The sequence below is a fragment of the Microbacterium sp. GbtcB4 genome (assembly GCF_019091465.1).
Classification (GTDB): Bacteria; Actinomycetota; Actinomycetes; order Actinomycetales; family Microbacteriaceae; genus Microbacterium; species Microbacterium paraoxydans.
Genome location: NZ_JAGXJJ010000008.1, coordinates 200,715 through 214,477 on the forward strand (window position 1 = coordinate 200,715; position 13,763 = coordinate 214,477).

At 69.8% G+C, this 13,763-nt stretch carries 12 protein-coding genes and 1 pseudogene; 8 read left to right on the forward strand and 5 right to left on the reverse strand.

Annotated features, from left to right (window positions below):
* Positions 1-3: 3 nt before the first annotated feature.
* Together KVS71_RS14140 and KVS71_RS14145 are read left to right on the forward strand one after the other, a co-directional pair.
* Positions 4-1,425 (forward strand): GntP family transporter, encoded by a 1,422-nt coding sequence (locus tag KVS71_RS14140; protein WP_217316497.1) that lies wholly within the window; start codon positions 4-6, stop codon positions 1,423-1,425.
* 93 nt (positions 1,426-1,518) lie between these two features.
* The gene (locus KVS71_RS14145) at positions 1,519-1,920 is read left to right on the forward strand and encodes a VOC family protein (protein WP_144882368.1); all 402 of its coding nucleotides are present in this window, start codon (positions 1,519-1,521) and stop codon (positions 1,918-1,920) included.
* Positions 1,921-2,002: 82 nt separating this feature from the next.
* On the opposite strand, the gene KVS71_RS14150 is transcribed toward KVS71_RS14145, so the two are convergent.
* The gene (locus KVS71_RS14150) at positions 2,003-3,205 is read right to left on the reverse strand and encodes a pyridoxal phosphate-dependent aminotransferase (protein WP_025102364.1); all 1,203 of its coding nucleotides are present in this window, start codon (positions 3,203-3,205) and stop codon (positions 2,003-2,005) included.
* An 81-nt stretch (positions 3,206-3,286) separates the two neighbouring features.
* On the reverse strand, positions 3,287-4,381 hold the full coding sequence (ald, locus tag KVS71_RS14155) for an alanine dehydrogenase (RefSeq protein ID WP_029989077.1): 1,095 nt from the start codon (positions 4,379-4,381) through the stop codon (positions 3,287-3,289).
* 106 nt (positions 4,382-4,487) lie between these two features.
* On the opposite strand from ald, the gene KVS71_RS14160 reads away from it, so the two are divergent.
* Complete coding sequence (locus tag KVS71_RS14160) at positions 4,488-5,006, forward strand: Lrp/AsnC family transcriptional regulator (RefSeq protein ID WP_217584840.1); 519 nt, start codon at positions 4,488-4,490, stop codon at positions 5,004-5,006.
* 16 nt (positions 5,007-5,022) lie between these two features.
* On the opposite strand, the gene KVS71_RS14165 is transcribed toward KVS71_RS14160, so the two are convergent.
* The 3 genes from KVS71_RS14165 to aceA all read right to left on the reverse strand — a co-directional run bounded on the left by KVS71_RS14165 (position 5,023) and on the right by aceA (position 8,611).
* A complete protein-coding gene (locus KVS71_RS14165) occupies positions 5,023-5,454 on the reverse strand; it encodes a hypothetical protein (protein ID WP_025102362.1) in 432 nt (143 codons plus the stop codon).
* Positions 5,455-5,543: 89 nt separating this feature from the next.
* Entirely contained in the window at positions 5,544-7,178 is a 1,635-nt protein-coding gene (gene aceB / locus KVS71_RS14170) for a malate synthase A (protein ID WP_217584841.1), read from the reverse strand.
* A 107-nt stretch (positions 7,179-7,285) separates the two neighbouring features.
* Positions 7,286-8,611 carry an isocitrate lyase gene (gene aceA, locus KVS71_RS14175; RefSeq protein ID WP_060921262.1) on the reverse strand — a complete coding sequence of 442 codons (1,326 nt, stop codon included), beginning with the start codon at positions 8,609-8,611 and terminating at the stop codon, positions 7,286-7,288.
* A gap of 242 nt (positions 8,612-8,853) precedes the next feature.
* Here aceA and KVS71_RS14180 point away from each other — a divergent pair, with 242 nt between their 5' ends.
* The 5 genes and pseudogenes from KVS71_RS14180 to KVS71_RS14200 form a co-directional block, all read left to right on the forward strand.
* A complete protein-coding gene (locus KVS71_RS14180; RefSeq protein ID WP_144882372.1) occupies positions 8,854-10,299 on the forward strand; it encodes a helix-turn-helix transcriptional regulator in 1,446 nt (481 codons plus the stop codon).
* Positions 10,300-10,321: 22 nt separating this feature from the next.
* On the forward strand, positions 10,322-11,452 hold the full coding sequence (locus KVS71_RS14185; RefSeq protein ID WP_029989075.1) for a DUF6226 family protein: 1,131 nt from the start codon (positions 10,322-10,324) through the stop codon (positions 11,450-11,452).
* 77 nt (positions 11,453-11,529) lie between these two features.
* Complete coding sequence (locus KVS71_RS14190; RefSeq protein WP_247641296.1) at positions 11,530-12,633, forward strand: ABC transporter substrate-binding protein; 1,104 nt, start codon at positions 11,530-11,532, stop codon at positions 12,631-12,633.
* A complete protein-coding gene (locus KVS71_RS14195) occupies positions 12,633-13,430 on the forward strand; it encodes an ABC transporter ATP-binding protein (protein WP_029989074.1) in 798 nt (265 codons plus the stop codon). Before KVS71_RS14190 ends, KVS71_RS14195 begins: the two co-directional genes overlap by 1 nt.
* Positions 13,423-13,763, forward strand: a pseudogene (locus KVS71_RS14200) (hypothetical protein); the annotation flags it as partial. The gene KVS71_RS14195 and the pseudogene KVS71_RS14200, both read left to right, overlap by 8 nt.

The following is a 13,763-nucleotide window of genomic DNA, read 5'->3' on the forward strand; positions in this document are numbered from 1 at the left end:
GAGATGCTTCCTCTTCCGATCCTCATCCTGATCGGCCTGGCGGGCCTCGGCCTGCTGCTCCTGCTCATCATCCGGTTCAAGATGCAGGCGTTCTACGCCCTCATCCTCGTGTCGATCATCGTCGGCATCGCGGCAGGTCTACCGCTGACCACGATCCCCGCCGACGGTGACACCCCCGAGCAGCTCGGCGTCATCCAGGCGATCATCGCCGGTGTCGGCGGCACCCTCGGCTCGGTGGCCGTGCTCGTCGCCCTCGGCTCGATGCTCGGCAAGATCATCGAGCTGTCCGGCGGCGCCGAGTCGCTCGCCGGACGCTTCACCAGCTGGCTGGGCCCGAAGCGCGTGGGCATCGCGCTCGTCATCGCCGCCGGCATCCTGGCGATCCCGGTGTTCTTCGATGCCGGCTTCATCATCCTCATCCCCATCGTGTTCGCCTTCTCGAAGGTGGCCGGTCTCAACCCGATCAAGTTCGGCCTGCCGGTCGCGGGCATCATGCTCGCGGTGCACGTCGCGGTGCCCCCGCACCCGGGCATCGTCGGCGGTTCCGCGATCCTCGGTGCCGACATCGGCTGGGTGACGATCTTCTCCCTCGCGATCTCCGTGCCGCTCGGCGTGCTGTCCTACCTGGTGGCGAAGTGGATCAACACCCGCGAGTTCGCGATGCTCGCGGCCACGAAGGAGATGTACGACAACTTCGGGACGGAGAAGTCGACGCTCACCGGCGGACTCGGCGAGGGCGAGAAGGCGCCGGGCGCCGGCACCGTCCTCGGCCTCATCCTCCTGCCGCTCGTGCTCATCATGCTCGGTACCGCGGTCGCGCCGCTGTTTGAGGCCGGGACGTTCTGGAACGGATTCCTCAGCATGGTCGGCCAGCCGATCTTCGCGCTCATGGTCGCGATCGCCGCCGCGATGTACCTGCTCGGCGTGCGCCGCGGCTGGTCCGCCGCCCACCTGGGCGAGGTCATGGAGTCGGCGCTGCCGGCCGCCGCGGTCATCATCCTCGTGACGGGTGCCGGTGGTGCCTTCGGTCGGGTCCTGACCGAGACCGGGATCGGTGGAGCGGTCGCCGAGGTGCTCGCGTCCAGCGGGATGCCCCTGCTGCTCGCGGCCTTCCTCATCTCGCTCATCATGCGTGCCGCCCAGGGGTCCGCGACCGTCGCGATCGCCACGACCGCGGGGCTCCTGCTGCCGTCGGTCTCCGCGATGGGGCTCGACACCGTGCACACCGCGCTGCTTGCGGTCGCGATCGGCTACGGCGGTCTCGGCCTCAGTCACGTGAACGACTCGGGCTTCTGGGTGGTCACGCGGTACCTCGGCCTCTCGGTGAAGGATGGTCTGCGCACCTGGACGCCGCTCACGACGGTGCTCGGCGTGACCGGCTTCGCGCTGACCTGGATCCTCTACGCGGTGATCCCCGTCTCCTGACCCGTCCGCACGAGCGGCCGTCGCCTCCGGGTGGCGGCCGTTCGGCGTCTCCGGCGGGTGGTGACCGGGGCCACGGCGGACTACGCTCGCGGGATGAGCGGACTGATCCCGTACCTGCTGTTCCCCGGCAATGCCGCAGAAGCGCTCGGCCACTACCGCGACGTCTTCGGCGGCGAGCTCCAGCTGATGGACTACGCGAGCGCCGGTCGTCACGACGGCCCGGGCGATGCGGTCGCGCACGGACAGCTCAGCGGGCTGGTCGAGCTCGCCGGGGCCGACGCGGGCGCCGATGACGACGCGGTGCAGATGAGCGGGATGTTCCTCTCGCTCCTCGGCGCCGCCGCCCCGGGGACGCTCACCCGCTGGTACGACCGCCTCGCCTCCGGCGGCCGCGTGATCGACCCGCTGCAGCAGCGCCCGTGGGGAGACGTCGACGGCACCCTCGTCGATCGCTACGGCGTCCGCTGGCTGATCGGCTTCCACCCCGAGGACTGACCCGAGACCCCGGATTCACGCCGAGACCCCCTCGTACCTGCGCAGGTACGAGGGGGTCTCGGCGCTAAAGCGGGGTCTCGGGTCAGGAGGAGAACAGACGCTGCAGGCGCTGCACGCCCTCGAGGAGCTGGTCGTCGCCGAGCGCGTACGACATGCGGATGTAGCCCGACGGACCGAACGCCTCACCGGGGACGACGGCGACCTCGGCCTGGTCGAGGATGAGGTCGGCGAGCTCCAGCGAGGTGGTCGGAGTCACGCCGCCCCAGGTGCGACCGAGCAGGCCCTGCACGTCGGGGTAGACGTAGAACGCTCCGAGCGGGTTCGGGACCACGAGTCCGTCGATCTTGGACAGTTCCGACACGATGAGCTGGCGGCGGCGGTCGAAGGCCTCGCGCATCTTCTCGGCCTCGTCCTGCGGACCGTTGAGCGCCGCGATCGCCGCCTTCTGCGCGACGTTGTTCACGTTGCTCGTGAGGTGCGACTGCAGGTTGCCGGCGATCTTGATGGCGTCGGCCGGACCCACCATCCAGCCCACACGCCAGCCGGTCATCGCGTAGGTCTTGGCGACCCCGTTGACGAGGATCGTCTGGTTCGCGGCCTCCGGCACGGCCTCCACGATCGAGGTCGCCTTCACGCCCTCGTAGGTGAGGTTCTGGTAGATCTCGTCGCTGATGATCCAGATGCCGTGCTCCACCGCCCACTCGCCGATGGCCTTCGTCTCCTCGGCGGTGTACACGGAACCGGTGGGGTTCGACGGCGACACGAACACGAGGACCGTCGTACGATCGGTGCGCGCCGCCTCGAGCTGCTCGACGGTCACCTTGTACTCCTGGTCGGCGCCGGCGAAGACCTCGACGGGGGTGCCGTCGGCGAGACGGATCGCCTCCGGGTAGGTCGTCCAGTACGGGGCCGGCAGCAGCACCTCGTCGCCGGGGTTCACGACCGCCTGGAACGCCTGGTACACCGACTGCTTCCCGCCGTTGGTGACGATGACCTGACCAGGGGAGACCTCGAGGCCGGAGTCGCGGAGCGTCTTGGCGGCGACCGCCTCGCGCAGCGCCGGCAGTCCGGGAGCGGGGGTGTACCGGTAGCTCGCGGGGTCGGCCAGCGCCTCGGCCGCCGCATCGACGATGAACTGCGGCGTGGCGAAGTCGGGCTCGCCCGCGGCATACGAGATGACGGGCTTGCCCTCGGCCTTGAGGGCCTTGGCCTTGGCATCGACCTTGAGGGTCGCGGACTCGGCGATGGCGGACAGCTTGCGGGAGAGAGGAGCGCGTTCGGTCACGGTTACGAGCGTACTCGGGTCGATACGGCGGGGGAGGTGTGGGATGCCGCCAAGATCCGAGGTTCTTTCGGGTTCGACAGGTCAGTCGGTGGAGAGGCCGTGCGCCTGGGCGACGGCGTCCAGCGTGATGCGTCCCCCCTGCACGTTGAGGCCCTTCGCGAGGGCAGCGTCGTCGGAGGCCGCCCGCTCCCAGCCCTTGGCCGCGATCGCCGAGACGTAGGGGAGGGTGGCGTTCGTGAGCGCCCGGGTCGCGGTCGTCGGCACGGCTCCCGGCATGTTCGCGACGCAGTAGTAGATCGAGTCGTGCACCGCGAAGGTCGGGTCGTCGTGCGTGGTCGGACGGGAGCCCTCGAAGCAGCCGCCCTGGTCGATCGCGATGTCGACGAGCACGGACCCCGGCTTCATGGCCGCGACCATGTCGTCGGTCACCAGCTTGGGAGCCGCGGCGCCGGGGATCAGGACGGATCCGATGACGAGATCCGCCGTCGTCAGCTCCTCGGCGATGTCGTACCGGCTGGAAGCGCGCGTCTCCAGAGCGCCGCCGTAGCGGTGCTCGAGTTCGCGCAGCCGGGGGAGCGCCACGTCGACGACGGTGACCTTCGAGCCGAGTCCGAGCGCGTTCGCCGCGGCGTGCTCACCTGCGACGCCGCCGCCGATCACCACGGTCTTCGCCCGCGGGGTGCCGGCGATGCCACCCAGCAGCATGCCGCGACCGCCCTGCGAGCGCAGCAGCGAGTGGGACCCCATGATGACGGAGAGGCGGCCGGCGATCTCGCTCATCGGCACGAGCAGCGGCAGGGTGCGATCCGGCAGCTGCACGGTCTCGTAGGCGACGGCGGTCGTGCCGGCCGCCACGAGCGCCTCGGTCAGCGGGCGGTCGGCCGCAAGGTGGAGGTAGGTGAAGAGCGTGAGGTCGGGACGCAGGAAGCCGTACTCCTCGGCGACGGGCTCCTTGACCTTGATGAGCAGGTCGGCCTCTCCCCACGCGTCGGCGGCGGTCGCCACGATCTCGGCACCGGCCGCGCGGTACGCGTCGTCGTCGATGCTCGACCCGACGCCGGCACCGGACTGCACGAGCACGCGGTGCCCTTCCCGCACGAGCCGATCGGCGCCGGCCGGGGTGAGGGCGACGCGGTTCTCGTTGTTCTTGACTTCGGTCGGGACGCCGATCTTCATCGATCCTCCAGGTGTCGGGGCGCAGGGTGCAGCCAAGGATCGCAGAAACGTCGAGACATTGACAGATTCGATGAAGACTCTTCGGCGAAGGCTCGAATCCTGAATAATGCTTCGTATGACCACCGCCGCCGCGTCATCCGAGCCGAACAGCGTTCGGGCGCCCGCGCTCGGCCCCACCGACGCGCGCATCGTGCAGCTCCTCACCGCCGACGGGAGGATGACGAACGCCGAGCTGGCCGGACGGCTGGGAGTCGCCCCGTCGACGGCGCACGCACGACTGCGCGGGCTGATCGAGCGCGGGGTCATCACCGGGTTCCATGCGAGCGTCGACGAACGCGAGCTCGGCGCCGGACTCCAGGCGATCATCGGCGTCAGCCTGCGCCCGGCCGCCCGACGGGAGAGCATCGTGGAGTTCGCGGATCGTGTGCGCGCGCTGCCGCAGGTGATCCAGGTGTTCTTCCTCGGCGGAGACGACGACTTCCTCCTGCACATCGCGGTCGCCGACTCGTCGGAGATGCGCGAGTTCGTGCTCGAGCACCTGTCCGCTCAGAGCAGCGTGGCATCGACCCGCACGAGCATCGTGTTCGACTACCACCGCAACTCGGTCGCCGCGTCGTTCCACTGAGTCGCCGCGCGGCGACTCAGGTCTCGAACGAGGAGGGGACGGCGCAGTAGTCGGCGAAACGCCGGGTGGGATGGGCCGGATCGGTCACGTCGACCAGGGCGTTCGCCGCGGTGTGCGGGGGCTCGTCTCCGGCGAGCTGCCAGAGGACGTAGTTCCACATCCCGCGTGCGCTCGGCGACACGATCGCGCCCGGTCCGGACACGAGGAGCACGGCGTCGCTGTCGGTGGCGCGGAACGGCGCCACAATGTCGGCGCGGAGGGCGGCTTCCTCCCCGTCCGCGGTGTGTGCGCGCTCGACGGTCTGGCCGGCAGCGGTGAGCGCGGCGGCCAGGCCATCCGCGGCCACGCGCGAACGCTCGGCGTCGGCCCCGGCGACCGCGACCAGCCGTCGCCCCCGCGGATAGAGGTGCAGGAACTCCTCGGCGATGCTGTCCCATACGGCGATCATGGCTCCAGGCTACGCCCGGCAGGGCACGTGCGGGCCGGGTGGGACGTGAGGATGCCGCGGACCTCGCGGCCCGCGGCATCCCGGCGTCGTCAGTCCTCGTCGACCAGGAACCGGCTGTAGGCGCCCAGGGTGAGGAAGGTCGGGAACTCCTCGCGGAGGGCGACCTCGCGGAAGATCTCGGCGGCGTCGTCGAAGCGGTCGCCCTCGCGTCGCTCGACCTCGTCCAGCACCTCGCCGATCAGCCCTTCGACGTACTCGACCGTGATGGGGGTGCCGTCCTGCGTGGTGCGGTCCTGGTGGATCCACTGCCACACCTGGGAGCGGCTGATCTCCGCGGTCGCGGCATCCTCCATGAGGTTGTCGATCGCGACGGCGCCGAGCCCGCGCAGCCAGGCCTCCAGGTAGCGGATGGCGACCGAGACGTTGTCCCGCACGCCCTGCGCCGTGATCGGGCGACCGATGTGCAGGTCGAGCAGGTCGCGTGCCTCTACGTGCACGTCGTCGCGCTGGCGGTCGATCTGGTTCGGGCGGTCTCCGAGCACGGCGTCGAACTCGGCCTGCGCCGTCGGGATCAGGTCCGGGTGGGCGACCCAGGTGCCGTCGAAGCCGTCGCCGGCCTCGCGCTTCTTGTCAGCCGACACCTTCTCGACCGCGCGTGCCGTCACCTCGGGGTCGCGGCGATTGGGGATGAACGCGCTCATGCCGCCGATCGCGAAGGCGCCGCGCTTGTGGCATGTCTGCACCAGCAGCTCGGTGTAGGCCCGCATGAACGGCACCGTCATCGTGACCTCGCTGCGGTCGGGGAGCACGAAGCGGGCGCCGCGGCCGCGGTAGTTCTTGATGATGGAGAAGATGTAGTCCCAGCGCCCGGCGTTGAGGCCCGCGCAGTGGTCGCGCAGCTCGTACAGGATCTCGTCCATCTCGAACGCGGCAGGCAGCGTCTCGATCAGCACGGTCGCGCGGATGGTGCCGTGCGGGATGCCGATGTACTCCTCGCTGAAGGAGAAGACGTCGTCCCACAGCTTGGCCTCTTCGCTCGACTCCAGCTTCGCGATGTAGAAGTACGGTCCGCGTCCACCCTCGATCAGCGCCTGCGCGTTGTGCAGGAAATAGAGGCCGAAGTCGACCAGGGAGCCGGACGCCGAGGTCTGGCGGCCGGAGCGGTCGATGAAGGCGAGGTGCTTCTCCGGCAGATGCCACCCGCGCGGGCGCATCACGATCGTGGGGGTGCGCTCGGCGGTGACGCGGTACTCCTTGCCCTCGGGGGAGGTGAAGGAGAGCTCGCCCCGGATCGCGTCGCGGAGGGACAGCTGCCCTTCGATGACGTTCTTCCAGGTCGGGCTCGTGGCGTCCTCCTGGTCGGCGAGCCAGACGCGAGCCCCGGAGTTCAGGGCGTTGATGGTCATCTTCGGGTCGGTGGGGCCGGTGATCTCGACGCGGCGGTCCTCGAGCCCGGGGCCGGCGCCGGCGACGCGCCAGGTGGTGTCCTGACGGATGTGCGCGGTGTCCTCGCGGAACTGCGGGTCGTGCCCGTTGCCGATCTCGAAGCGGCGGCGCATCCGGTCGGCCAGCCGGTCATGGCGGCGGGAGGCGAATCGGTGGTGGAGCTCGGTGAGGAAGGCGATCGCCTCCGGGGTGAGGATCTCGTCGTAGCGATCGCGCATCGGCCCGGCGATCTCGATCGCGGGCCCCTGCCGGGTCGTCTGCATCGGTGCGGTGGTCATGATGGTGTCCTTTGCCTTATGCCGAGCCCCGGGGTGTCGTCGAGACCCCGCGCTCCCGGCGTGTGCGGGGCGGGGTCTCGACGAGAACCGGGGGTCTCGGGGGAGAATCAGTGGAACTGGGCGGTCTCGGTGGAGCCGGCCAGGGCGAGGGTCGCGCTGTCGGGGTTGAGCGCGGTGGAGATGACGTCGAAGTAGCCGGTGCCCGCCTCGCGCTGGTGCTTGGTGGCGGTGTAGCCGTCGGCCTCGGCGGCGAACTCGGCTTCCTGCAGCTCGACGTAGGCGCTCATGGCGCGCTCGGCGTAACCGCGGGCGAGATCGAACATGGAGTGGTTCAGGGCGTGGAACCCGGCCAGGGTGATGAACTGGAACTTGTAGCCCAGGTCTGCCAGCTCCTGCTGGAACGTCGCGATCTCGGCGTCCGACAGGTGGCGCTTCCAGTTGAAGCTCGGCGAGCAGTTGTAGGCCAGGAGCTTACCGGGGAACTGTGCGTGGATCGCGGTGGCGAACTCCCGTGCCAGCGCGATGTCCGGCTCCCCGGTCTCGACCCAGAGCAGGTCGGCGTAGGGGGCGAACGCGAGGCCGCGGCTGATGACCGACTCGATGCCCGGGCGGATCCGGTAGAAGCCCTCGGACGTGCGCTCGCCGGTGGTGAACTCCCGGTCGCGCTCGTCGACGTCGCTCGTGAGTAGATCGGCGGCGAGGGCATCCGTGCGGGCGATGATGACGGTCGGAACGCCGGCGACGTCCGCCGCGAGTCGTGCCGCGTTCAGCGTGCGGATGTGCTGCTGCGTGGGCACGAGCACCTTGCCGCCGAGGTGGCCGCACTTCTTCTCGCTCGCGAGCTGGTCCTCCCAGTGGATGCCGGCGGCACCGGACTGGATGAGGGACTGCGCGAGCTCGTAGGCGTTGAGCGGACCGCCGAAACCCGCCTCGGCGTCGGCGACGATCGGCGCGAGCCAGTCCTGCGTGATCTCGCCCTCGGCGTGCTCGAGCTGGTCCTGCCGGAGCAGGGCGTTGTTGATGCGGCGCACGACCGCCGGGACCGAGTTCGCGGGGTAGAGCGACTGATCGGGGTAGGTCTGTCCTGCGAGGTTGCCGTCCGCGGCGACCTGCCAGCCGGAGAGGTAGATGGCCTTCAGCCCGGCGCGCACCTGCTGCACGGCCTGGCCTCCGGTGTAGGCGCCGAGAGCCCGGATGTAGTCCTCCGTGTGCAGAAGGTTCCAGAGGTTCTCCGCGCCGCGGTGGGCGAGGGTGGCGTCCTCGCGGACCGAGCCGCGGATGCGGATGACGTCCTCCGCGGAGTAGGTGCGCTCGACGCCGTCCCACCGCGGGTCGGTGTCCCAGATCTCCTGAAGCTCCGCGGCCGTCTGGACCTGGTCGCCGGCGCGCAGGCCGGCGGGGCGCGGGGTGGGGGTCGCTGCGGTGTTCGTCATGGTGTCTCCTCGGATGGGAATCGGCGTCGGTGCCGATGGCGTGCCTCCACTCTGTGTGAAGTTCCCCTGCTCTCCCACGCCGGATCCAGGAGAAGTTTGCGCGAATTTCTGCTTTTGTGACAGACTCGGCCCTCACGCCCCGCTCACCCGGCTTGCCGGGATCAGAAAAGACCCCGGCGCGGTCTCGCGCGGAGCGTTCCCGATCCCGCACCGACGCGGACGGTGGGCCGAGAGGATCCGACATGGACGACACCACGGAAGACGCCGACGCCCTCACCGTCGGCCGACGCATCCGCCAGCTGCGCACAGCACGGGGCCTGACGCTCGAGGAGCTCGCCGCCGCGGTCGATCGCGCGCCGAGCCAGATGTCGATGATCGAGACGGGCAAGCGCGAGCCCAAGCTCACGCAGCTGCAGGCCATCGCCCGCGCGCTCGGGGTGACCATCGACGCGCTGCTTTCCGGGGAGCCGCTCGACGAGCGCAGCGCGATCGAGATCGCCCTGGAACGCGCGATGAAGGGGCAGACGTTCCAGGCGCTGGGCATCGCGCCGTTCCGCATCGCCAAGAGCGTGCCGACGGAGGCGCTCAAGGCGCTGCTCGCCCTGCAGGGCGAGATCGACCGCCTCAAGGACGAGCGCGCCGCGACGCCCGAGGAGGCGCGGCGCGCCAATGTGGACCTCCGGCACTTGATGCGCCGCCAGGACAACCACTTCGCCGACCTCGAGGCGAAGGCGGCCGACATCCTCGCAGCCGTCGGTCATCCCGGGGGGCCGCTGACCCAGCGCACCGCATCCGAGATCGCGGCGTACCTCGGCTTCACCCTCCACTACGCCGCCGACCTGCCGCAGACCACCCGCAGCGTCGCCGACCTCGCCAACGGCCGGCTGTACCTGTCGAGCAGCGTGCCGGCCAAGGGGGATGCCCGCACCGCGGTCCTGCAGGCGCTGTCGAGTCGCATCCTGGGGCACGCCGAGCCGCGCAGCTACGCCGAGTTCCTCCGCCAGCGCGTCGAGACGAACTACCTCACCGGCGCCCTGCTGATGCCGGAGGCCGACGTCGTCCCTGCCCTGCAGGACGCGAAGCAGCGGCGCGCGATCTCCATCGAAGACCTCCGTGACGCGTACTCGGTGTCGTACGAGACGGCGGCGCACCGCTTCACGAACCTCGCCACCCGGCACCTCGACATCCCCGTCCACTTCCTCAAGGTGCACGAGTCGGGCACGATCACCAAGGCGTACGAGAACGACGACGTGAACTTCCCGACCGACCGGCTCGGCGCCATCGAGGGGCAGATGTGCTGCCGCCGGTGGACCTCCCGGGTGGTGTTCGACGAGGACGACCGCTTCAATCCGTACTACCAGTACACCGACACCGGCAACGGCACCTACTGGTGCACCGCCCGTGTGGAGGCGTCGAGCGAGGGCCTGCACTCGGTGAGCGTGGGGGTGCGGTTCGACGACACGAGGTGGTTCGTCGGCAGGGACACCCCGCACCGCGGTGTGTCGAAGCACTCGGTCGAGGTGTGCTGCCGCCGGGCCCCCGCCGAGCTGGAGGAGCGGTGGCGCGAGAACTCCTGGCCCAACGTGAAGACCCCGCGCACGCTGCTGGCGACTCTGCCCACGGGAGCATTCCCCGGCGTGGACACCACCGACGTGTACGAGTTCCTGGAGTCTCACGCGCCCCGGTGATCCCGCTCGGTACGCTCGGTCGATGAGCAGCGGTGTCTTCCCCGGTCCCTTCGGTCCGATGCCCGAGGCGGGTGCCGCCGCGATCCTGTGGATGCCCCCGCAGCCGGACGCTCCGGGGCCGGTCCGGTTCGTCGACGGCTTCGAGCCCTTCGTCGAGTTCGCGCGGGGCCAGGGGAACGACCCTGCAGCGCTCGCCGTCGATCTCGGGGCGACGTGGGACTTCATCGCCGGTCATCCGGAGGTCCTCGAGAGCGACCGGCTGGCCACCGCGGCGGCGCGGTTCGTGGGGAACGTCATCGCGGTCGTGCATCCGGCCGCGACATGGCGGATGACGGGCGAGCCGGAGATCGGGACCAACACCCTCTCGATCCCGGTCGCGGGCCTCGTGCAGGGGATGGTGCAGCAGCCCGAGCAGCGGGACGCGCTTCTGCAGATGCTCGCGTCGTGGGAGCAGGACGACCTCGACGACGAGGAGATGAGAGCGCTGTCCGCGGAGGATTCCGCTCCCGCGGTCGTCGTCATCCCGGCGCGCGCGTATGTCCGGCCTGCTCTCCCGCTCCTGGACTTCCATGACGAGAGCGGCGAGGTCATCCGTTACGGACGCCGCTGGCCCGATGGCATCGCGCCGGAGGAGTCGTACTCTCGGGAGAGCCACCCGGAGCGCTTCGCGCCGCTGCTTCTCGTGGTCGATGCGCTCGTCGAGCACCTCTCCCGCGAGTACGAGGTCGAGGCGCGGCGAGAGTCGGGGGAGGACGGGACGGAACGCATCGTGCTCGCACCGGCGTGCGGTGCGCGAGTCATCCTCACGCCGACCGTTCCCTCCGTCAGCATCGAGGCGGGCGCCCTGTTCCACGCGATCGTGCCGTCGTGCATCTGCGATGCGTGCGATGAGACCGCCGAGACCGCGGCGGACGAGCTGGAGCGGATCGTGCTGTCGATCGCCGCTGGCGGCTTCCGGGAGAAGCACCCCGTCGGTCGCCGTGCGTGGCTGTACACCGAGATCCGGTCGCCGGACGGCGAGCGGCGGGAGAGCAGTTCCGGCCCCGCCCCGGACCACTCCGCCGAGGATCACGAGCGCGCGGCGGCCCTGCTGAGCGGACTCGACGACGGCTGGTGGCCTGCCTGGCCGCTCCGCTCGACCGCACAAACTTAGTTTGATCTTGCTTAGTCAAGATTGACTATGTTACTTTCATCGAGCCATCAATGACGAACGGCCGAGAAGGGACCCTCATGGCTACTTCCTCTGCGGAAACCCGATTCCGCACCACTGCCACCCTGACGTGCGTTCTCGCCGCCACGCTGACGCTCGGAGCATGCTCCTCGCCGGCGCCCGGCGGCGATACCGCCCCCACGAGCGCGGGCGGCAGCGACGCCTGTCAGCGCAACCAGGATGCCGGCACCATCACCTACATCTCCGGCTACGGGTACTCCGCCAGCGCCGGGCAGCTCGACGTGTTCCTGGCGAAGGAGCTGGGCTACTTCGACGACCTCTGCCTCGACGTGGAGATCAACGCCTCCGGCGCGAACGGGCAGCAGCTCGTCGCCTCGGGGCAGGCGCAGTTCACCGCTCTCGGCTCCGCCTCCGACGTGATGCTCGCCGCGGCGAACAGCAAGAACCTCACCGCGGTCGCGACCTACGGCACGACCCCGCCGTTCTCGATCTTCGGCAACGAGAAGCTCACCGACCTCACCGACCTCGAAGGCGGTTCGCTCGGGTACTTCATCAACCTCACGCCCATCGCCTCGGCCATGCTCGACGAGGCCGGCGTCGACGTCTCGAAGATCGAGATGGTGAAGATGACCAACTACGACCCGACCGTCGTCGTGCGCGAGCAGGTCGATGCGATCGTCGGCTACGCCTCCAACCAGCCGCAGACGCTCAAGGCACAGGACCTCCCGTTCAGCGAGTTCCTGCCCTCCGACCTCGGCGTCGAGGGCACGTACAACGTCATGGAGGTGAACTCGCGCTTCCTCGACGAGCACCGCGAGGTCGCGGCCGACTTCATGCGCGCGAGCCTCAAGGCCCTGCAGTTCTGTCTCGACGAGGCGGACGAGTGCATCGACATGCTGGCGGCCCTCGCGGAGGAGAACGGCCAGGGTGCGGCATTCCCGCGCGATCAGCTCGCCCGCACGTGGGAGGTGGAGTCGGCCTGGGTGCGCGAGAGCGCGGGCGGCAACCCCGGCGTGCAGACGGCGGACATGTGGCAGCCGGAGTACGAGATCGTGCAGGAGTACGGCGACGTGAAGGACCTCCCCGCCATCGCCGACATGATGGACCCGGATCTCGTGGCCGACCTGTACGACGGCGACACCCTCATCTGGGCGGAGAAGTGATGACCGCAGCACAGGGGGCGGGCGTCGAGGTCAGGAACGTCTCGAAGGCTTTCGGCGTCGACGGAGCCCAGGTGACCGTGCTCGACGACGTGAGCCTCACGATCGGCATGGGCGAGTTCGTGTCGGTGATCGGCCCCAGCGGCTGCGGCAAGTCCACGCTGCTCAAGGTGGTCGCCGGACTCCTCGACGCCGACTCCGGCACCGTCACGATCGACGGCGAGAGCGTCACGGCGGCCTCCCGCGACAAGAAGATCGGTCTCGTCCCGCAGTCCCCGGCGCTGCTGCCGTGGAAGACGGTGCGCGAGAACGTCGAGCTCCCCGTGCGGATCAACCGCGGAGCCAACGGCGACCGCGCCCTCCGCGACCCGGCCGAGCTGCTGTCGACGTTCGGGCTCGGCCATGCGCTGAAGAAGTACCCCGGGCAGCTCTCCGGCGGTATGCAGCAGCGCGCCGCGATCGCCAGGGCCTTCGTGTTCGATCCGGCGATCATGCTGATGGACGAGCCGTTCTCGGCCCTCGACGAGATGAACCGGGACCTGCAGCGCATCGCCCTGCTGGACTTCTGGCAGTCGAACCGCAAGGCCGTGATGTTCGTCACGCACTCGGTGCCGGAGGCGATCATGCTGTCCGACCGCATCGTGGTCATGGCGGCCCACCCCGGACGCATCGCCGAGGTGATCGATGTGAACCTCCCGCGGCCGCGGACCGAGGAGGCGTACGCGACAGACGAGTTCCGCGACCTGGAGGCAGTCGTGCGCGGTGCGCTGCGCGCGCAGACGGAGAAAGCCCATGTCTGAGCTGACGATGAGAGACACCACCGCCACCCTCGCCACCGCCCGGCTGAAGGCGCAGCCCCGCCGCGGCATCCCCGGGTGGCTCCGCTGGGGCTCCTGGGTGCCGTCCCTGATCACGTTCGTGATCGCGGCCCTGCTCTGGCAGATCGTGGCGTGGACCACCTCCTTCGTCCTCCCGACGCTGGAGGCCATCGGCGCCAGCCTCGTCGAGGACGCGGGCATGTACTGGTCGTACTTCCTCGTGACGCAGCTCGTGGCCGTCGTCGGCGTCGCCGGCACGGTCGCCGTCCCCTTCGCGCACTGGCGCGACGCGGGCGCCGCCGACGCCTTCAACGT